The sequence below is a fragment of the Bradyrhizobium sp. HKCCYLR20261 genome (assembly GCF_051168435.1).
Classification (GTDB): Bacteria; Pseudomonadota; Alphaproteobacteria; order Rhizobiales; family Xanthobacteraceae; genus Bradyrhizobium.
This window is the reverse complement of record NZ_JBNPUZ010000001.1, coordinates 138,942-157,558: the sequence shown is the minus strand read 5'-3', so window position 1 is coordinate 157,558 and position 18,617 is coordinate 138,942. Positions and strand designations below refer to the sequence as shown.

Annotated in this window: 18 protein-coding genes; 17 read left to right on the top strand and 1 reads right to left on the bottom strand. The window is 66.1% G+C overall.

Annotation, left to right across the window (positions count from 1 at the left end; translation table 11 throughout):
* The first annotated feature begins 10 nt into the window (after window positions 1-10).
* The 11 genes from bchM (at window position 11) to bchJ (ending at window position 10,055) form a co-directional block, all read left to right on the top strand.
* The gene (gene bchM, locus ACQR1L_RS00745) at window positions 11-712 is read left to right on the top strand and encodes a magnesium protoporphyrin IX methyltransferase (protein WP_434856023.1); all 702 of its coding nucleotides are present in this window, start codon (window positions 11-13) and stop codon (window positions 710-712) included.
* Window positions 709-2,139, top strand: coding sequence for a BCD family MFS transporter (locus ACQR1L_RS00740; RefSeq protein WP_434856022.1), 1,431 nt, complete (start codon window positions 709-711; stop codon window positions 2,137-2,139). Before bchM ends, ACQR1L_RS00740 begins: the two co-directional genes overlap by 4 nt.
* Window positions 2,140-2,158: 19 nt before the next feature.
* Window positions 2,159-2,941 (top strand): photosynthetic reaction center subunit H, encoded by a 783-nt coding sequence (gene puhA, locus ACQR1L_RS00735; protein ID WP_434856021.1) that lies wholly within the window; start codon window positions 2,159-2,161, stop codon window positions 2,939-2,941.
* 26 nt (window positions 2,942-2,967) lie between these two features.
* Window positions 2,968-3,588, top strand: coding sequence for a photosynthetic complex putative assembly protein PuhB (gene puhB / locus ACQR1L_RS00730; RefSeq protein WP_434856541.1), 621 nt, complete (start codon window positions 2,968-2,970; stop codon window positions 3,586-3,588).
* Window positions 3,589-3,604: 16 nt separating this feature from the next.
* Window positions 3,605-4,072, top strand: a complete 468-nt coding sequence (gene puhC / locus ACQR1L_RS00725) for a photosynthetic complex assembly protein PuhC (protein ID WP_434856020.1) — start codon at window positions 3,605-3,607, stop codon at window positions 4,070-4,072.
* Complete coding sequence (locus ACQR1L_RS00720; RefSeq protein ID WP_434856019.1) at window positions 4,069-4,374, top strand: hypothetical protein; 306 nt, start codon at window positions 4,069-4,071, stop codon at window positions 4,372-4,374. The genes puhC and ACQR1L_RS00720 overlap by 4 nt, the downstream gene beginning before the upstream one ends.
* A complete protein-coding gene (acsF, locus tag ACQR1L_RS00715; protein WP_434856018.1) occupies window positions 4,371-5,432 on the top strand; it encodes a magnesium-protoporphyrin IX monomethyl ester (oxidative) cyclase in 1,062 nt (353 codons plus the stop codon). Before ACQR1L_RS00720 ends, acsF begins: the two co-directional genes overlap by 4 nt.
* 13 nt (window positions 5,433-5,445) lie before the next feature.
* A complete protein-coding gene (gene puhE / locus ACQR1L_RS00710) occupies window positions 5,446-6,501 on the top strand; it encodes a putative photosynthetic complex assembly protein PuhE (protein WP_434856017.1) in 1,056 nt (351 codons plus the stop codon).
* Window positions 6,498-7,709, top strand: coding sequence for a 5-aminolevulinate synthase (gene hemA / locus ACQR1L_RS00705; protein WP_434856016.1), 1,212 nt, complete (start codon window positions 6,498-6,500; stop codon window positions 7,707-7,709). The genes puhE and hemA overlap by 4 nt, the downstream gene beginning before the upstream one ends.
* Window positions 7,710-7,807: 98 nt before the next feature.
* A complete protein-coding gene (gene bchE, locus ACQR1L_RS00700) occupies window positions 7,808-9,412 on the top strand; it encodes a magnesium-protoporphyrin IX monomethyl ester anaerobic oxidative cyclase (RefSeq protein WP_434856015.1) in 1,605 nt (534 codons plus the stop codon).
* Window position 9,413: 1 nt separating this feature from the next.
* Complete coding sequence (gene bchJ, locus ACQR1L_RS00695) at window positions 9,414-10,055, top strand: bacteriochlorophyll 4-vinyl reductase (RefSeq protein WP_434856014.1); 642 nt, start codon at window positions 9,414-9,416, stop codon at window positions 10,053-10,055.
* 48 nt (window positions 10,056-10,103) lie between these two features.
* Here the strand turns inward: bchJ and ACQR1L_RS00690 are convergent, their stop codons facing one another.
* Window positions 10,104-11,024, bottom strand: coding sequence for a LysR family transcriptional regulator (locus ACQR1L_RS00690; protein ID WP_434856013.1), 921 nt, complete (start codon window positions 11,022-11,024; stop codon window positions 10,104-10,106).
* Window positions 11,025-11,189: 165 nt separating this feature from the next.
* On the opposite strand from ACQR1L_RS00690, the gene ACQR1L_RS00685 reads away from it, so the two are divergent.
* The 6 genes from ACQR1L_RS00685 to ACQR1L_RS00660 all read left to right on the top strand — a co-directional run bounded on the left by ACQR1L_RS00685 (window position 11,190) and on the right by ACQR1L_RS00660 (window position 18,285).
* Window positions 11,190-12,224, top strand: coding sequence for a class 1 fructose-bisphosphatase (locus ACQR1L_RS00685; protein WP_434856012.1), 1,035 nt, complete (start codon window positions 11,190-11,192; stop codon window positions 12,222-12,224).
* Window positions 12,225-12,274: 50 nt separating this feature from the next.
* A complete protein-coding gene (locus ACQR1L_RS00680; RefSeq protein WP_434856011.1) occupies window positions 12,275-13,150 on the top strand; it encodes a phosphoribulokinase in 876 nt (291 codons plus the stop codon).
* Window positions 13,147-15,174, top strand: coding sequence for a transketolase (gene tkt / locus ACQR1L_RS00675; RefSeq protein ID WP_434856010.1), 2,028 nt, complete (start codon window positions 13,147-13,149; stop codon window positions 15,172-15,174). Before ACQR1L_RS00680 ends, tkt begins: the two co-directional genes overlap by 4 nt.
* A 44-nt stretch (window positions 15,175-15,218) precedes the next feature.
* Window positions 15,219-16,301, top strand: a complete 1,083-nt coding sequence (fba, locus tag ACQR1L_RS00670; protein ID WP_434856009.1) for a class II fructose-bisphosphate aldolase — start codon at window positions 15,219-15,221, stop codon at window positions 16,299-16,301.
* Window positions 16,302-16,336: 35 nt separating this feature from the next.
* Window positions 16,337-17,797: a form I ribulose bisphosphate carboxylase large subunit gene (locus ACQR1L_RS00665; RefSeq protein WP_434856008.1), complete on the top strand. Its 1,461-nt coding sequence runs from the start codon at window positions 16,337-16,339 to the stop codon at window positions 17,795-17,797.
* A 68-nt stretch (window positions 17,798-17,865) separates the two neighbouring features.
* Window positions 17,866-18,285, top strand: coding sequence for a ribulose bisphosphate carboxylase small subunit (locus ACQR1L_RS00660; RefSeq protein ID WP_434856007.1), 420 nt, complete (start codon window positions 17,866-17,868; stop codon window positions 18,283-18,285).
* The last annotated feature ends 332 nt before the right edge of the window (window positions 18,286-18,617 follow it).

Below are 18,617 nucleotides of genomic sequence, written 5' to 3'. Positions count from 1 at the left end.
AGGCTGGCACATGACGACAGCGGAATATCTCGCCCGCCGCAGTGAAGTGGAGACCTATTTCGACCGCACCGCGGTCGCCGCCTGGACGCGGCTGACCTCGGATGCGCCGGTCGGCCGCATCCGCGCCACCGTGCGCGCCGGTCGCGACGAGATGCGGCGGACCTTGCTGTCGTGGCTGCCGCTCGATCTGCGCGGCGCGCGAATCCTCGATGCCGGCTGCGGCACCGGCAGCTTCTCGATCGAGGCGGCGCGCCGCGGCGCCGATGTCGTCGCCGTCGACATCTCGCCGACCCTGATCGAAATCGCGCAGCGCCGTCTGCCCGACGACATCAGCCGCGATGCGATCCGCTTCGTCGCCGGCGACATGCTCGATCCCCGGCATGGCGGCTTCAACTTCGTCGTCGCGATGGACTCGTTCATTCACTACCGCGCCGAGGATGCCGTGCGCATCGTCGCCGGCCTCGCCAATCGCACCTCCGATGCGATCCTGATGACCTACGCGCCGCGCACGCCGCTGCTGGCGGTCATGCATGCCGTCGGCGGGCTGTTCCCGCGCGGCAATCGCGCGCCGTCGATCGAGCCGGTCGCCGAGCAGAAGCTGTCCCGCCTGATCGCCGATCAGCCCGATCTCGCCGACTGGCGCTGCGCGCGCAGCAGCCGCATCGCCAACGGCTTCTACATCTCGCAAGCGCTGGAGCTCCGCCCGTCATGAGCGCGCGCGCACCATCGTTCCTGCAACTGTGGACGCGGCTGTCGTCGCGCTATCTGCCGTTTGCGGATGCCGCCTCGACCGAGCTGCCGCTGTCGCGCCTGATGCGGCTGTCGCTGTTCCAGGTCTCGATCGGCATTTCGGTGGTGCTGCTCAATGGCACGCTCAACCGCGTCATGATCGTCGAGCTCGGCGTGCCCTCCTGGCTGGTCGCGACCATGGTGGCGCTGCCGCTGGTGTTCGCGCCGCTGCGCGTGCTGATCGGCTTCAAGTCGGACCATCACCGCTCCGTGCTCGGCTGGCGCCGCGTGCCCTATATCTGGATGGGGACCTTGCTGCAGTTCGGTGGCCTCGCGATCATGCCGTTCGCGCTGCTCCTGCTGTCCGCGGGCGACGCGCCGGGCCAGGTCATCGCGGGGCGCGTGGGCGCGGCGCTCGCTTTCCTGCTGGTCGGCGCCGGGCTGCACACGACGCAGACGGCAGGCCTGTCGCTGGCGACCGACATCGCGCCCGAGCATTCGCGCCCGCGCGTCGTCGCCTTCCTCTACGTGATGCTGATGTTCGGCATGATGGCGAGCGCGCTGACCTTCGGCGGGCTGCTCGCCGATTTCAGCGAGATGCGGCTGATCCAGGTCATCCAGGGCGCCGCGCTGACCGAGATGGTGCTCAACGTCATCGCGCTGTGGAAGCAGGAGGCGCGCGATCCCTCGCGCACGTCGGCTGCCCGGGAGCGTCCGCGCTTCGGCGACTCCTGGCGGCAGTTCCGCGAGGCCGGCGGCTCGATGCGCGTGCTGGTCGCGGTCGGGCTCGGTACCGCCGGCTTCACGATGCAGGACATTCTGCTCGAGCCGTATGGCGCGGAGATCCTTCACCTCACGGTGGGCGAAACGACCGCACTGACGGCGTTGTTCGCCGCCGGCACGCTTGCGGGCTTCGGGCTGTCGGCGCGCCGTCTTGGCCGTGGCTCCGATCCTTATCGCATCGCGGCGCTCGGCGGGCTCGTCGGCCTGTTCGCGTTTTCCGCCGTGATCTTCTCGGCGCCGCTCGCGTCGCCCTTGCTGTTCCGTATCGGCACGACCCTGATCGGCTTTGGCGGCGGCCTGTTCGCGGTGGGCACGCTGACGGCGGCGATGGCGCTGGTGCAGAACGGCGAGAGCGGGTTGGCGCTTGGCGCCTGGGGCGCGGTGCAGGCCACGGCGGCGGGACTCGCCATCGCAGGCGGCGGCGCCATTCGGGATGTGATGTCGCAGCTCGCGCTCGATGGCCGCCTCGGCATAGCCCTTGCCGGTCCCGCGACCGGCTACAGCATCGTCTATCACGTCGAAATCGCGCTGCTCTTCGTCACCCTCGCGGTCATCGGGCCGCTGGTGCGGCGGCGGGCGGCGGAGCCGCAGCAACTACAGTTCGGAATCGCTGAATTTCCAGGTTAGCCCAGTCGGGGAGGAAACCATGCAGACGTCTTTCACGAGCTACATCGATGTCGCCCAGGTGGTGCTTTACGGGTTCTGGGTGTTCTTCGCAGCCCTGATCTTCTACCTGCGCACCGAGGACAAGCGCGAGGGCTATCCGCTGCAGTTCGAGGGCCGCGTCGGCCGCCGGACCGCGTCGAGCGGTCACGGCTTCCCGACCCCGCCGAGCCGCAAGACCTATTACATGCATGGCGGCCGTACCGCGAGCCTGCCGAACTGGGACAACGACCGCTCGGATGCGCCGGTGACGCCGATGTATCCCTGGCCGGGCACGCCCTATCTGCCGACCGGCAACCCGATGCTCGACGGCGTCGGCCCGGGCTCCTTCGCCGCGCGCAGGGACGAACCGGAACTGACCATGGACAACATCCCGGCGATCGTGCCGCTGCGCGTCGACGGCAGCATCTTCATCGCCTCGGAGGATCCGGATCCACGCGGCATGCCGGTGATCGGCTGCGACGGCCAGCTCGGCGGCAAGGTGCGTGAGGTGTGGGTCGATCGCGCCGAGATGCTGATCCGCTATCTCGAAGTCGAGGTCGACGGCATCGTCGGACGCCACGTGCTGCTGCCGATGACGATGGCCGTGGTCGACAGATCGCGCAAGGCGGTGCTGGTCGATGCCATTCTCGGCTCGCAATTCGCCAACGTGCCCGCTCTCGCCAATGCCGACCAGGTCACCAAGCTCGAGGAGGACAAGATCGTCGGCTACTATGGCGGCGGCCACCTCTATGCGACCGCCGCGCGCCAGGAGCCGCTGCTGTGAGCAGGCTTCGCGATCGTGATGAGCTGATGCTGCCGGAGGGCGAGCGGCTGCTCTGGCAGGGACAGCCGGCGGTGAAGGCGCTGCTGCTGCGTGTCTTCCACCTGCGTCTGGTGCTCGCTTATTTCGCGGCGCTGTTCGGCGCGCGCGTCGTGGCCGGTGCGCTGGATCACCAGCCGCTGGCGGCCTCGGTCGCCAGCGCGTCGTCGCTGGCAATGCCGGTGGCGATCGCCACGCTGCTGCTCACCGGCCTCGCGGTGCTCTACAGCCGCACCACGCGCTACACCATCACCTCCAGGCGCGTGCTGCTGCAGTTCGGCGCCGTGCTGCCGATGACCTTGAACGTACCGTTCAAGCAGATCGCGCGCGCCGACGTGAAGCTGTTCGCGGACGGCTCCGGCGATCTTCCGCTCGGCGTCCTGGCGCAACAGCGGCTGTCCTATCTGCTGCTGTGGCCGCATGCGCGTCCGTGGCGGCTGAACGAGGTCGAGCCGATGCTGCGGGGCGTGCCTGATGCCCGCACAGTCGCCGAGATTCTCGCCAAGGCGCTGGTCGCGGCCTCCGATGGCGCGGTCGCGGCCCAGCCGCTCGCGGCTGCTGAGGGGCATCCGCAGGGCACGCCTGCGGGCGCCGTGGCCAACGCGGCGTGATGAGGAGGAACAAGCCATGAGCCAGGCCGAGGGCCATGTCGAAGCCGAAATCATCATCCCGAAGGGGGCGTTGCGCGCAGCCTTCGCTCTGGTCGCCTTCGCTCTGCTCGCTGCCGGTGTCGGTCGCCTGACCGGCCTCGGCACCGTGCAGCACGATCACATGGCCGCCGTGCAGACGGTGGCCCTGCGGTTCGAGGACCGGCCCGACGGCGGCATCTCCGTGGTGTCGCCCGACAGTGGCAAGGTCGTCGGCGTGGTCGAAGCCGGCTCTGACGGCTTCCTGCGCACCGTTCTGCGCAGCATGGCGTTCGACCGCCAGCGTCACGCGATCGGCTCGGGGCCGGCCTTCACCATCAACCGCTGGTCCGACGGCCGCCTGAGCCTGGACGATCCCGCCACCGGACGGCGGGTCGATCTCGCGCCGTTCGGTGACAACAACAGGCGCCGGTTCACGGAGCTGATGACCATGGGAGAAACGCGATGAGAGCCTTATGGGCCAACGAGCCCCGCCGCTTCGACATCGGCTGCAGCATCGAGGTCGAGCAGACCTCCGAGACGCTGCACGCCCATGTCACGCTCGACCGCGACGTCAACATCCGTCCGGGCGACGAGGTCGTGATTCATGGCGAGCCGATCACGGTCAAGTTCGGCGAGCAGCTCAACCTGCGCCGCACGGCCACTGTGGTTCGTGCTGGTCCGGTGAAGCGCATGATGATGCATGTCGCCGGATATCTCGAACTCACGGAATTGTACGACGTCAGCTTTTCGGACGGGAGGGTCAGATGATCGCAATGGAAGGTGGGGCCGGCAACATTTCCACCAAGATGGCGCTCGAGGATACGATCCTCACGCCTCGCTTCTACACCACCGATTTCGCGGCGATGGACCGGCTCAATGTCGACCTCGTGCGCCGCGAATGGGATGCTGTCATGGCCGAGCTGCGCGCCGACCACAACCGCAAGCACTTCGTGCGCACGCCGGAGTTCGACAAGGATCTCAACGATCTGCCCGAGGCGCTTCGCGCCGAATTCAAGGACTTCCTGGTGTCGTCGCTGACGGCCGAGTTCTCCGGCTGCGTGCTCTATGCCGAGATCAAGAAGCGGATCAGCAATCCCGATATCCGCGAACTGTTCCAGTTCATGAGCCGCGACGAGGCCCGCCATGCCGGCTTCATCAACGAGATCCTGAAGGATCACGGCATCGGTGTCGATCTGAGCTTCCTGACCAAGACGAAGAAATACACCTATTTCAAGCCGAAGTTCATCTTCTACGCGACCTACCTGTCGGAGAAGATCGGCTATGCCCGCTACATCACCATCTATCGCCAGATGGAGCGCAATCCGGATCGACAATTCCACCCGATCTTCAAGTGGTTCGAGAAGTGGTGCAACGACGAGTTCCGGCACGGCGAGGCGTTCGCGCTTCTGATGCGCGCCGATCCGAAGCTCTTGAGCGGATACAACAAGCTCTGGATCAAGTTCTTCCTGCTCGCGGTGTTCGCCACCATGCATGTCCGCGACCACATGCGTCCCGCCTTCTACGAGGCGCTCGGCATGCCGGTCGACGAGTACGACATGCGGGTGTTCCGCATCACCTCGGAGATCTCGCGCCAGGTCTTCCCGGTGATGCTCGACATCGACAACCCGCGCTTCTGGGAAGGCCTCAAGCGCCTGCGAGAAATCTCGGAGGCGATCGCCGATGCGAAGGCGCAGGGCGGCATCATGGGCACGCTGAAGCGCGCCGTGCTGCCGCTCAAGGCGGCCCTGACCTTCGGCCGGTTGTATCTGCTGCCGGCCAAGAGCAACGAGCTGCCACGGGAGATCAGGCTGCAACCCGCCTGGTGACAAGGAGCCGGACATGGGCGCGACCGCGATTGCCATTCCCTATGTCGTGTTCGTCTGGTGGTTCTCGACCGGCGCCGTGCTGGCGCTGGTCGGGCTCGCCGCCCGTTACCCGTCCGCGTTCAAATGGGGCACGGCCGCGGCCTTCGTCGCGGCCTTGTCCGGCGTCGCGGTGTCGAGCCAGGCTGCCGAGGACGCCAGCGCCTATTGCGCCTTCACCTGTGCCATCCTGCTGTGGGGCACGGTGGAGATGTCGCTGCTTGCCGGCTGGATCACCGGGCCGCGGCCCGAGCCGTGCCCGCGGGATTGCACGCCGGCCTCGCGCGTCGGCTTTGCGTTGCAGGCGATCGCCTATCACGAACTGGCGCTGATCGCGACCGCGGGTCTGGCGTTCGCGGTGACATCCGGCGCCCCCAATCGGCTGAGCTGGTGGACGTTCGCCGCGCTGCTGGTGCTCAGGCAGAGCGCCAAGATCAATTTGTTTCTCGGCGTGCGCACCCTGAATGACGAGCTGCTGCCGCAGCAGGTCCGGTTCATGCGCAGCTATTTCGCCAAGAAGTCGATCAACCTGCTGTTTCCGTTCTCGATCGCCGCTGCGACCACCGCGACCGTGTTGGTTGCCGCTGCCGCGCTGGGCGCGAAATCGACCTTCGATGGCGTCGCGCTGTCGCTGCTGGCGTCGCTGATCGCGCTCGGTCTGCTCGAACACGGCTTCATGGCGCTGCCGATGCCGGTCATTAATCTCTGGCGCTGGAGCGCGCCTGCGGAGCCGGTCATGGCGGCCGTCGTCGCCATCCCGGCATCCGTGCCGGTCACGCCCATGGCGCGGCCGGTGCTCGCCGTCGTGCCGGCCACGCCGGAAGCAGAGCGTCCCATACCCGCGCCCAAGACATCGATGTCGGCGCAGAAGACCGCCGCCGCTCTGGCGCGGCAGCGGCTCGAGGAGCAGTTCCGCCAGGCCTATCGCCAGGCCCGCGCCGATGCGCAGGCGCAAACCATCACCGGACTGGCCGCGGTGTCGGTCACGCCGCCGGTCGATCCGAACACGACAGCACAGGGGGGAGTACCATGAACTACGAAGACTATTTCCGCCGCCAACTCGACGGCCTCCGGCGCGAAGGACGCTATCGCGTGTTCGCCGACCTCGAGCGCAAGGCCGGCGCCTTTCCGCGTGCGACCTATCGCGGCCCGCATGGCGAGCGCGAGGTCTCGGTGTGGTGCTCCAACGACTATCTCGGCATGGGCCAGCATCCCAAGGTGCTGGAAGTGATGCACGACGCGCTCGACCGCTGCGGCGCCGGCGCTGGCGGCACCCGCAACATCAGCGGCACCAACCACTATCACATCCTCCTGGAGGAGGAGCTCGCCGATCTTCACGGCAAGCAGGCGGCGCTGCTGTTCAACTCCGGCTACGTTTCGAACTGGACGTCGCTGTCGACGCTCGCGGGACGGATGCCCGGCTGCGTGATCCTGTCGGACGAACTCAATCACGCCTCGATGATCGAGGGCATCCGCCACAGCCGCTGCGAGACAAGGATCTGGCGCCATAACGACGTTGCCGATCTCCGCGACAAGCTGTCGGATCTCGATCCGAAGGTGCCGAAGCTGATCGCCTTCGAGAGCGTCTATTCGATGGACGGCGACATCTCGCCGATCTCCGACATCTGCGACGTCGCCGACGAGTTCAATGCGATGACCTATCTCGACGAGGTCCATGCCGTCGGCCTGTACGGCCCGCGCGGCGGCGGCATCTCCGAGCGCGACGGCGTCGCCGACCGCCTGACGGTGATCGAAGGGACGCTGGCCAAGGCGTTCGGCGTGATCGGCGGCTATATCACCGCGTCCAACACCGTGTGCGACTTCGTCCGCAGCTTCGCGTCGGGCTTCATCTTCTCCAGCTCGCTGCCGCCGGCGGTGGCCGCGGGCGCGCTGACCAGCATCCGGCATCTCAAGGCCAGCGATCATGAGCGCGCGCGGCACCAGGATCGCGTCGCGCGGCTGCGTCGCCGGCTCGATGAAGCCGGTGTCAGCCATCTCGACAATCCCAGCCACATCGTGCCGGTGATGGTGCGCGACCCCGTGCTGTGCAAGCGCATCAGCGACATCCTGCTCGATCGCTACGGCATCTATGTGCAGCCGATCAACTATCCAACAGTGCCGCGCGGTACCGAGCGGCTGCGCATCACGCCGTCGCCCTATCACTCCGACGAGGACATCGAGCACCTGGTGTCGGCGCTGTCCGAGATCTGGGCCGAGATGGGACTCGCGCAGGCGGCCTGATCGCCCGCGCAAACCGCGCGGCGTTTGCGCCAGATCAATTTGTCAATCCAGCTTGACGTTAGGATATCTGGACAAATTGATAATCGGGGGAGAACGTCGTGCGGATTTTGTTGCTGCATCCGAATTATCACTCCGGCGGCGCCGAGATCGCCGGAAACTGGCCGCCGGCCTGGGCGGCCTACATCTCCGGCGCGCTGAAGGCCGCCGGCTTCACCGATCTCCGCTTCATCGACGCGATGACCAACGACCTCTCCGAGGAGCAGGTCCGCAGCCTTCTGCGCAGCGAAAAGCCTGATGTGATCGGCTGCACCGCGATCACGCCGTCGATCTACAAGGCCGAGCGACTGCTGGAAATTGCCAAGGAGGAGCACCCGGACGCGCTCACCGTACTCGGCGGCATCCACGCCACCTTCATGTATCAGCAGGTGCTGACGGAAGCGCCGTGGATCGACGCCATCGTGCGCGGCGAGGGCGAGGAGATCATCGTCGACCTGATGCGCGCCCGCGAGGACGGCCGCTGGGCCAATGATCGCCGCAGCATCAAGGGCATCGCCTATCGCGACGGCACCGAGGTCGTTGCGACCGTGGCGGCGCCGACGGTGAAGAATCTCGATGCGATCACGCCCGACTGGAGCGTGCTCGAATGGAGCAAATACATCTACATCCCGATGAACAAGCGCGTCGCCATCCCCAACATGGCGCGCGGCTGTCCCTTCACCTGCAGCTTCTGCTCGCAATGGAAGTTCTGGCGCGATTATCGCATCCGTGACCCGAAGAAGGTGGTCGACGAGATCGAGACCTTGATGCGCGAGCACGATGTCGGCTTCTTCATCCTCGCCGACGAGGAGCCGACCATCAACAAGAAGAAGTTCGTGGCGTTCTGCGAGGAGCTGATCCGCCGCGATCTCAAGATCCTCTGGGGCATCAACACCCGCGTCACCGACATCCTGCGCGATGAGGCGCTGCTGCCGCTGTACCGCAAGGCCGGCCTGATCCATGTCTCGCTGGGCACCGAGGCCGCGGCGCAGATGAAGCTCGACCGCTTCAACAAGGAGACCACGGTCGCGCAGAACAAGAGGGCGATCCAGCTGCTGCGCGACGCCGGCATCGTGGTCGAGGCGCAGTTCATCGTCGGTCTGGAGAACGAGACCCGCGAGACGCTGGAAGAGACCTATCAGATGGCGCGGGACTGGAAGCCTGATCTCGCCAACTGGGCGATGTACACGCCGTGGCCGTTCTCCGACCTGTTCCGCGACCTCGGCGACAAGGTCGAGATCTTCGACTACGAGAAGTACAATTTCGTCACGCCGATCATGAAGCCCGACGCGATGGACCGCGGCGAGCTGCTCGACGGCGTCATGAACAACTACCGCCGCTTCTACATGCACAAGGCGCTGTTCTCGTACCCTTGGGCCGGCTCCGGCGAGCGCAGGCGCTATCTGCTCGGATGCCTGAAGGCGTTCCTGAAGTCCGGCTTCGAGCGCAAATTCTACGATCTCGGCCGCGTCAATTATTGGGGGCCGCAATCCAAGGGCAAGGTCGATTTCGGCTTCGACACCTCGCGCAAGCGCGCCGAACCGGGCAAGGTCGAGTGGAAGACGAGCCATAATCGCAAGCTGACCGGACCGCAGCAGGCGCAGGTGATGGCCTGCGGCGGCGGCACCGAGCAGATGAGCGAAGAGGCTGAGACGAGAGTGCACTGAGATGCACGGCACGCGCGCCCAGCACCTTGAGCTGTCGCGCGCTGCCGCCGCCTCTGATCACGCGACGGGGCGCATCGGTCCCAACGCGATCATCCAGACCGCCGAGGCGTTGCGCCTGCTGCGAGGCGAAGACGAAGCGCTCCGCGTCTTCGCGGCCGCGCGGTTGGAGCCGTATCTCATAGCGCCGCCGGCCGACATGGTGGATGAGACGGAAGTCACTCGCCTGCATCGCGCCCTCAGAACCACGTTGAACGACGATGATGCCCGCACGGTTGGCGCCAAAGCGGGTCAATTGACAGCGGCCTACCTGCTCGCAAACCGCATTCCCAGGCCCGCCCAGCGCGTGCTCCGCGTGCTGCCGGCGCGCCTCGCCAGCCATGCGCTGTCGCGGGCGATTGCGGCCCACGCCTGGACCTTTGTCGGCACCGGCCTCTTCACCGCCCGCCCGGGGCGGCCGACGATCTACGAGATCAGCCATTGCCCGCTGTGCCGCGGGCAGGGCGCGGACCACCCGATCTGCGACTTCTACGCCGCGACCTTCGAGACGCTGTTCGCAACGCTGGTGCATCGGAACGCGCGGGCGCGCGAGATCAGCTGCGAGGCCATGGGGGCATCTGCCTGCCGCTTCGTGATCGACTGGTGAGACGAAATTATGCGAGATGCGGCACCGTCAGGGCTTCGGGTGTCGCGCTTAGCGGGGCAGGAACCGCGCGCCTTCCTTGCCGAAGAAATCCAGCATCGCCTGCGCCGGCGGCAGCAGCAGCTTGTCCGCGCGCCGCACCGCGTGCCATTGCCGCACGATCGGCAGGCCCACGACCCTCAGCATGACCAGCCGGCCTTCGCTGAGCTCATGCGCCACGGTGTGCTGCGAGATGAAGGCGATGCCCAGCCCTGCGATGACCGCCTGCTTGATGGTCTCGTTGCTGTCCATCTCCATGCTGGTCTTGGGATGCAGGCCGCGCTTCTCCAAAAACGTCTCCATCAGCAGCCGCGTGCCCGAGCCCGGCTCGCGGGTGATGAACACTTCCGCCGCGAGATCCTCGGGCACGATGCGCTTGCGCCGCGCCAGGCGATGGCCGGCCGGCGCGATGATGATGTGCGGATGCTTGCCGAACGGGCGCATGTCGACCGGGATGTCGGCGGGCGGCCGGCCCATGATGGCGATGTCGAGATCGTAGCCGCGCAGCGCCTCGCGCAGGCTGTCGCGGTTGCCGATGCGCAGGGTCACGTCGATCTTGGGAAAACGCCGCGAAAACTCCGCGATCGCGAACGGCACGAAATATTTCGCGGTCGAGACCGCGCCGATCGCGACCCGGCCGCCGCTGCGGCCGGCGAGAATGTCCAGCGCCTCCTCGCAATCGAGCAGCGCCGCCTCGACGCGTTCGGCGAGCGCGAGCACGCTGCGCCCCGCTTCGGTCAGGATCATGCCATCCGTGGTGCGCTGGATCAGCGGCAGCCCGGCGAGCTCCTGGAGATTGCGAATCTGCAGCGTGACCGCGGGCTGCGTGAGGTTCAGGCGGCCGGCCGCCGACGTGACGGAACCCGAGTTCTGCACGGCCACGAGCGCGCGCAATTGGCGAATGGTGAGATCGCGGGAGAAGTGGCGGCTCATGGAACCCTCAAGAGGTCGATCGCATAAGGAAAACTTTGGTCGATCCAAAGATATTGAAATTTCCCTAATCGGGCAAATCGGTGTGTTGATAGCAGCGCGGCACGACGCTTTCGTGCGGCTTCATCAAGTTCCCGGCAGAGGAGCTGATGGCGAGGGAGTGGACTTATGAATAGCCAAGCGGATCATCAGACATTGCACGCGCATCTCGCATTGCAGAATGCGAACGCCGATTGCGCGGTGGTGATCGAGGCCCTCGCCGACGCCGCCCGCGAGCTCGCGCGGCAGATCGCCATCGCGCCGCTGTCCGGCGTCGATGAAGGCGCCGCCACCGTCAACACCGATGGCGACATCCAGAAGGCGCTCGACATCGTCGCCGACAATCTGATGCGCGACGCGCTGCGCCAGGCGCCCGTTGCCGGCATTCTCTCGGAAGAGGGTGATCGCCCCGAAACGGTCAACGAGGCTGCCCCACTTTGCGTCGCGATCGATCCGCTCGACGGCTCCTCGAACCTGCAGAACAACATCTCGGTCGGGACCATCTTCTCGATCCGGCCGCGCGGCCGCGACGTGCTCTCGAGCTTCTTCGAGCCCGGCACCGCGCAGCTCGCCGCCGGCTTCTTCGTCTACGGCCCGCAGACCTGCCTCGTGCTCGCGATCGACCATCGCGTCGACCTCTACGTGCTGCATCCGACCCTGCACGAGTTCATCCTCGCCAAGTCCGGCGTCCGCATTCCGCAGGATACGCCGGAATTCGCGATCAACGCCTCGAACCGCCGGCACTGGAGCGGCACTGTCCGCAACTATGTGGACGAGTGCCTGTCCGGCGCCGCCGGCCCGCGCGGCCGCGATTTCAACATGCGCTGGATCGCCTCGCTGGTCGCGGAGGCCTATCGCATCCTGATGCGCGGCGGCGTGTTCCTCTATCCCGCCGATTCCCGTCCCGGCTATCGCGAGGGCCGGCTGCGGCTGGTGTATGAAGCGCATCCGATGGCGCTGATCATGGAATGGGCCGGCGGCTCGGCCTCGAGCGGCCGCGCGCGCATCCTCGAATTGTCGGCGCGCTCGCCCCACCAGCGCGCGCCACTGATCATGGGTGACGTCCGCCTCGTGCGCGACGTCGACCAGTTGCATGAGGGCGTCGAGCCGCTGTTCGAAACCAGCGATGCGCCCCTGTTCGCCCGCCGCGGCCTGTTCCGCTGAGCGCGCGCTGCTGAGCCTCCCCGGCTCGGCGAGTCGTCCGGAGAAAAATCATGTCACGTCGTCATCCCATCATCTCGATCACGGGCTCGTCCGGTGCGGGCACCACCTCGGTCAAGAAGACCTTCGAGAACATCTTCCGCCGCGAAAACGTCAAGGCCGCCTATATCGAGGGCGACGCCTTCCATCGCTACAATCGCGAGGAGATGCGCCGCAAGATGGTGGAAGAGGCCGAGCGCGGCAACAAGCATTTCAGCCATTTCAGCCCCGACACCAACCTGTTCGAGGAGCTCGAGAAGACCTTTCGCGACTATTCGGAGACCGGCACCGGCACGACGCGCCACTACGTCCATGACGAGGAGGAGGCGCGGCTGTACGACGCCCGGCCCGGCACCTTCACGGAATGGACGCAGCTGCCGGCAGAGTCCGATCTGCTGTTCTACGAGGGCCTGCACGGCGCCGTCGTCACCGAGAAGGTCAACATCGCGCAGCACGCCGACCTGAAGATCGGCGTGGTGCCGGTGATGAACCTGGAATGGATCCAGAAGCTGCACCGTGACCGTGCCTCCCGCGGTTACACCACCGAGGCGGTCACCGACACCATCCTGCGGCGCATGCCGGACTATGTGAACTACATCATTCCGCAGTTCTCCGAGACCGACATCAACTTCCAGCGCGTGCCGACGGTCGACACCTCCAATCCGTTCATCGCGCGCTGGATTCCGACCCCCGATGAATCGATGGTCGTGATCCGCCTCAAGAACCCGCGCGGCATCGACTTCCCCTATCTGCTGTCCATGATCCAGGGCAGCTTCATGTCGCGTGCCAATTCGATTGTGATCCATGGCTCGAAGCTCGATCTCGCCATGCAGCTCATTCTCACCCCCATGATCATGCAACTGATGGACCGAAAGAGGCGCACGCTATGACCGCCAACGCCCTGCACAAGCCCGCCGTGAAGGCGGATCCGGCGCATGCCGAGATGGCGAACGCCATCCGCTTCCTCGCGATCGACGCGGTGGAGAAGGCAAAGTCCGGCCATCCGGGCATGCCGATGGGCATGGCCGATGTCGCCACCGTGCTGTTCTCCCGCTTCATGAAGTTCGATCCGGCCGATCCGTCCTGGCCCGATCGCGACCGCTTCGTGCTGTCGGCCGGCCACGGCTCGATGCTGCTGTATGCGCTGCTGCATCTCACCGGTTACGAGGCGGTGACGATCGACGAGATCAAGGCGTTCCGGCAATGGGGCGCCAAGACGCCGGGGCATCCGGAATATGGCCACACGCCGGGTGTCGAGACCACGACCGGGCCGCTGGGGCAGGGGATCGCGACCGCGGTCGGCATGGCGCTCGCCGAGCGCCTGATGAATGCGCGCTACGGCGACGAACTGGTCGATCACTACACCTATGTGATCGCCGGCGACGGCTGCCTGATGGAGGGCATCAGCCACGAGGCGATCTCGCTGGCTGGCCACCTCAGGCTCAATCGGTTGATCGTTCTCTTTGACGACAACGGCATCTCGATCGACGGCTCGACCGGCCTGGCGTGTTCCGACGATCAGCTCGCGCGTTTCTCAGCCTCTGGCTGGGCGACCAGCCGCATCGACGGCCATGATCCCCAGGCGATCGAATCCGCGATCGCGGCCGCGCGGCAGAGCGACCGTCCCAGCATGATCGCTTGCCGCACCACGATCGGCTTTGGCTCGCCCGGACGCCAGGGTTCCGAGAAGGCGCATGGCGCGCCGCTCGGGCCGGAGGAGGTCGAGAAGACGCGCGCCGCCTTGCACTGGCCGCATCGTCCTTTCGAGGTCCCAGCCGACGTGCTGGTGAGCTGGCGCGAGATCGGCGCGCGCGGCCGCAGCGTGCGCCAGGCGTGGAAGGAGCGCGCGCGCAAGCTCGGCAGCGCCGACCGCTCGCCCTGTCATGATGCGCTGAACAAGAAGCTGCCGTCCGCCTACACCGAGCGCATGGCGCAGTTCATCGCGCAGCTCACGGCCGAGAAGCCGAAGATCGCCACGCGTCAGGCCTCGCAGAACGTCATCGACGTGATCGCGACCGTGCTGCCGAACCTGCTGGGCGGCTCGGCGGACCTCACCCATTCCAACCTGACCAAGGCGAAGACGCACAAATCTGTCACACCTTCGACGATGGACGGCAACTACGTCCATTACGGCGTGCGCGAGCACGCGATGGCCGCGGCCATGAACGGAGTCGCGCTGCATGGCGGTTTCATTCCGTATGGCGGCACCTTCCTGGCGTTTGCCGACTACAACCGGCCCGCGATCCGTCTGGCCGCGCTGATGGGCATCCGCGTCATCCATGTGATGACGCACGACTCCATTGGCCTCGGCGAGGACGGCCCGACGCATCAGCCGGTCGAGCATGTGCCGAGCCTGCGCGCCATTCCCAATCTCCTGGTGTTCCGTCCGGCCGACGCGGTCGAGACCGCCGAGGCCTGGGACTGCGCGCTGCGCGCCGAGACCTCGCCGTCGGTGCTGTGCCTGTCGCGGCAGGCGCTGCCGGCCTTCCGCACGGAGGCGTCGGATCACAACAAGGTGGCGCTCGGTGCCTATGTGGTGGTCGAGCCTGAAGCGGGCCGCGACGTGACGCTGATCGCGACCGGCTCGGAGGTGGCGATCGCGCTGGAGGCGGCGAAGCTGCTGGCGGCGGAAAAGGTCCAAGCGGCCGTGGTGTCGGCACCGTGCTTCGAGCTGTTCCGCAAGCAGAGCGCGGAGTATCGCGCGGAGGTGCTCGGCAGCGCGCCGCGTATCGGCGTCGAAGCCGCCATCGAAGGCGAGTGGGCGCGCTGGCTCGGCGATGCCGGCGAGTTCGTCGGCATGCACGGCTTCGGCGCCTCGGCGCCGGCCGACGTGCTGTACCGCGAATTCGGTATCACGCCTGCGGCCGTCGCCGATGCGGCCATGCGCAACATCATCCGGGCGCGGGCGTCCTGACGCCCGGCATTCATAGAACAGACCACACAGGGACGGAGACGAACATGGCGCGGATCACGCTCAGACAATTGCTGGACCATGCCGCCGAGCGCGGCTACGGCGTGCCGGCGTTCAACATCAACAATATGGAGCAGGGGCTGGCGATCATGGAGGCGGCGGCCGCCGTCGACGCCCCCGTGATCATCCAGGCCTCGCGCGGCGCGCGCTCCTATGCCGGCGACATCATGCTGTCGAAGATGATCGACGCGCTGGAGGAGATGTATCCGCAGATCCCGCTGTGCCTGCATCAGGACCACGGCAACGACGAGGCGACCTGCGCGACCGCCATCAAATACGGCTTCACCTCTGTGATGATGGACGGCTCGCTCAAGGCCGATGCCAAGACCGCCGCGGATTATGAGTACAACGTCGACATCACCCGCCGCGTCACCGACATGGCGCATTGGGTCGGCGCGTCCGTGGAGGGCGAGCTCGGCGTGCTCGGCTCGCTGGAGCATGGCGGCGGCGAGCAGGAGGACGGCCACGGTCTCGAAGGCAAGGTCAGCCGCGACCAGCTGCTGACCGATCCGGACCAGGCGGTCGATTTCGTCCGCGCCACCAAGGTCGATGCGCTGGCGATCGCGATGGGCACCTCGCACGGCGCCTACAAGTTCTCGCGCCAGCCGGACGGCGAGATCTTGGCGATGAACGTGATCGAGGAGATCCACCGCCGGCTGCCGAACACGCATCTGGTCATGCACGGCTCGTCGTCGGTGCCGCAATCGTTGCAGGACATGTTCAACCAGTTCGGCGGCGAGATGCCCCAGACCTGGGGCGTCCCGGTCGAGGAGATCGTCCGCGGCATCCGCCATGGCGTGCGCAAGGTCAATATCGACACCGACTGCCGGCTGGCGATGACCGCGATCTTCCGCAAAGTCGGCGCGTCGTCGAAGGCCGAGTTCGATCCGCGCAAATTCCTGAAGCCGGCGATGGATTCGATGCGCGATCTCTGCCGCGAGCGCTTCGAGCAATTCGGCGCCGCTGGCAACGCATCCAGGATCAAGGTGCTGCCGCTGTCGGAGATGGCCAAGCGCTATCGCTCCGGTGCGCTCGATCCGCGAATTGGGGGAATGACCGAAGCTGCGTGACGTCCACAGCCACAACGAAAAGCCAGGAGGAACACATGAACGACCCATCGATCACGGTGCGCGGCAAGGATCGCTACAAGTCCGGCGTAATGGAATACAAGAAGATGGGCTATTGGGAGCCGTCCTATCAGCCCAAGGACACCGACGTGATCGCGCTGTTCCGCGTCACGCCGCAGGATGGCGTCGATCCGGTCGAGGCCTGCGCGGCGGTCGCTGGCGAATCCTCGACGGCGACCTGGACCGTGGTGTGGACCGACCGGCTGACCGCAGCGGAAAAGTATCGCGCCAAGTGCTATCGGGTCGAGCCGGTGCCGGGCTCGCCGGGCAGCTACTTCGCCTATATCGCCTATGATCTCGATCTGTTCGAGCCCGGCTCCATCGCCAACCTCACAGCCTCGATCATCGGCAACGTGTTCGGCTTCAAGCCGCTGAAGGCGCTGCGGCTCGAGGACATGCGACTGCCGGTGGCCTATGTGAAGACATTCCAGGGCCCGGCGACCGGCATCGTCGTCGAGCGCGAGCGCCTCGACAAGTTTGGCCGTCCGCTGCTCGGCGCCACCGTCAAGCCGAAGCTCGGTCTCTCGGGGCGCAACTACGGCCGCGTCGTCTACGAGGCGCTGAAGGGCGGCCTCGACTTCACCAAGGACGACGAGAACATCAACTCGCAGCCCTTCATGCATTGGCGCGAGCGTTTCCTGTACTGCATGGAGGCCGTCAACAAGGCGCAGGCGTCGACCGGCGAGATCAAGGGCACCTATCTCAACGTCACCGCCGCGACGATGGAGGACATGTATGAGCGCGCCGAGTTCGCCAGGGAGCTCGGCTCGACGATCATCATGATCGACCTCGTGATCGGCTACACCGCGATCCAGTCGATGGCGAAGTGGGCGCGCAAGAACGACATGATCCTGCATCTGCACCGCGCGGGACATTCGACCTACACGCGGCAGCGCGCGCATGGCGTCTCGTTCCGCGTCATCGCCAAATGGATGCGGCTCGCCGGCGTCGACCATATCCATGCCGGTACTGTCGTCGGCAAGCTCGAGGGCGACCCGAACACCACGCGCGGCTATTACGACATCTGCCGCGAGGACTTCAATCCGATGCGGCTCGAGCACGGCGTATTCTTCGACCAGCACTGGGCGAGCCTCAACAAGCTGATGCCGGTCGCCTCCGGCGGCATCCATGCCGGCCAGATGCACCAATTGCTCGACCTGCTCGGCGAGGACGTCGTGCTGCAGTTCGGCGGCGGCACCATCGGCCATCCCCGCGGCATCGCGGCTGGCGCTACCGCGAACCGCGTCGCGCTGGAGGCGATGATCCTCGCCCGCAACGAGGGGCGCGACTACGTGCATGAGGGTCCGGAGATCCTGGCCAAGGCGGCGCAGACCTGCACCCCGCTACGCGAGGCGCTGGAGATCTGGAAGGACGTCACCTTCAACTACGAATCGACTGATTCGCCGGACTTCGTGCCCACCGTCACCCCGGCTGCCTAACTGTTATTTGGAGCGCGAAGCGAGCCGGAGACCGGCTCGCTTGCATCCGTAAATCAGGAGACACCATCATGCGCGTCACCCAAGGCTGCTTTTCCTTCCTGCCCGATCTCACCGACGATCAGATCACGGCCCAGATCCAGTACTGTCTCGAGAAGAACTGGGCCGTGAACATCGAGTTCACCGACGACCCGCATCCCCGCAACACCTATTGGGAGATGTGGGGCCTGCCGATGTTCGACCTGCGCGACGCCGCGGGCATCATGCGGGAGCTGGCTGAGTGCCGGAAGATCTACGGCGACCGCTACATCCGAGTCTCGGCGTTCGACTCCTCGCACGGCTGGGAATCGATCCGGCTCTCCTTCATCGTCAACCGGCCGAAGAACGAGCCCGGCTTCCGGCTCGACCGCCAGGAAACCGTGGGGCGCAATCTGCGTTACTCGACGCGGTCCTACGCCGCCGAGCGCCCCGAGGGCGAGCGCTATTCGTAGCGGACGCTGCGCTGAGGTTTCCGGTGATCAAGCAGGGCAATCCGCATCAACGTACACCGTCGCGACAAACAATGCGGCACGTTAGTAACTCCGTCATGCCCGGGCTTGTCCCGGGCATCCACGTGGTTCTCAGGGTGCCGAACGACGTGGATGGCCGGGACAAGCCCGGCCATGACGACGTGGAGGCAGACGCGCGCAAAAAGCGATCGTCGTATGCGATAGTCCTAGCAGAATCAGCGGCAGGAACGTCAGCGTCGGGTCTGCCGCACTGATGACGTCCGGTTGCTAAATCCGATTTTGACGGCGTCCCCGCTTGCCGGAGTTCGCGGGGA

Bases quoted from the DNA above. Each gene is read 5' to 3' on its own strand.
- bchM (WP_434856023.1), top strand. From the start codon at position 11: ATGACGACAGCGGAATATCTCGCCCGCCGCAGTGAAGTGGAGACCTAT.
- ACQR1L_RS00740 (WP_434856022.1), top strand. From the start codon at position 709: ATGAGCGCGCGCGCACCATCGTTCCTGCAACTGTGGACGCGGCTGTCG.
- puhA (WP_434856021.1), top strand. From the start codon at position 2,159: ATGCAGACGTCTTTCACGAGCTACATCGATGTCGCCCAGGTGGTGCTT.
- puhB (WP_434856541.1), top strand. From the start codon at position 2,968: ATGCTGCCGGAGGGCGAGCGGCTGCTCTGGCAGGGACAGCCGGCGGTG.
- puhC (WP_434856020.1), top strand. From the start codon at position 3,605: ATGAGCCAGGCCGAGGGCCATGTCGAAGCCGAAATCATCATCCCGAAG.
- ACQR1L_RS00720 (WP_434856019.1), top strand. From the start codon at position 4,069: ATGAGAGCCTTATGGGCCAACGAGCCCCGCCGCTTCGACATCGGCTGC.
- acsF (WP_434856018.1), top strand. From the start codon at position 4,371: ATGATCGCAATGGAAGGTGGGGCCGGCAACATTTCCACCAAGATGGCG.
- puhE (WP_434856017.1), top strand. From the start codon at position 5,446: ATGGGCGCGACCGCGATTGCCATTCCCTATGTCGTGTTCGTCTGGTGG.
- hemA (WP_434856016.1), top strand. From the start codon at position 6,498: ATGAACTACGAAGACTATTTCCGCCGCCAACTCGACGGCCTCCGGCGC.
- bchJ (WP_434856014.1), top strand. From the start codon at position 9,414: ATGCACGGCACGCGCGCCCAGCACCTTGAGCTGTCGCGCGCTGCCGCC.
- ACQR1L_RS00690 (WP_434856013.1), bottom strand. From the start codon at position 11,024: ATGAGCCGCCACTTCTCCCGCGATCTCACCATTCGCCAATTGCGCGCG.
- ACQR1L_RS00685 (WP_434856012.1), top strand. From the start codon at position 11,190: ATGAATAGCCAAGCGGATCATCAGACATTGCACGCGCATCTCGCATTG.
- ACQR1L_RS00680 (WP_434856011.1), top strand. From the start codon at position 12,275: ATGTCACGTCGTCATCCCATCATCTCGATCACGGGCTCGTCCGGTGCG.
- tkt (WP_434856010.1), top strand. From the start codon at position 13,147: ATGACCGCCAACGCCCTGCACAAGCCCGCCGTGAAGGCGGATCCGGCG.
- fba (WP_434856009.1), top strand. From the start codon at position 15,219: ATGGCGCGGATCACGCTCAGACAATTGCTGGACCATGCCGCCGAGCGC.
- ACQR1L_RS00665 (WP_434856008.1), top strand. From the start codon at position 16,337: ATGAACGACCCATCGATCACGGTGCGCGGCAAGGATCGCTACAAGTCC.
- ACQR1L_RS00660 (WP_434856007.1), top strand. From the start codon at position 17,866: ATGCGCGTCACCCAAGGCTGCTTTTCCTTCCTGCCCGATCTCACCGAC.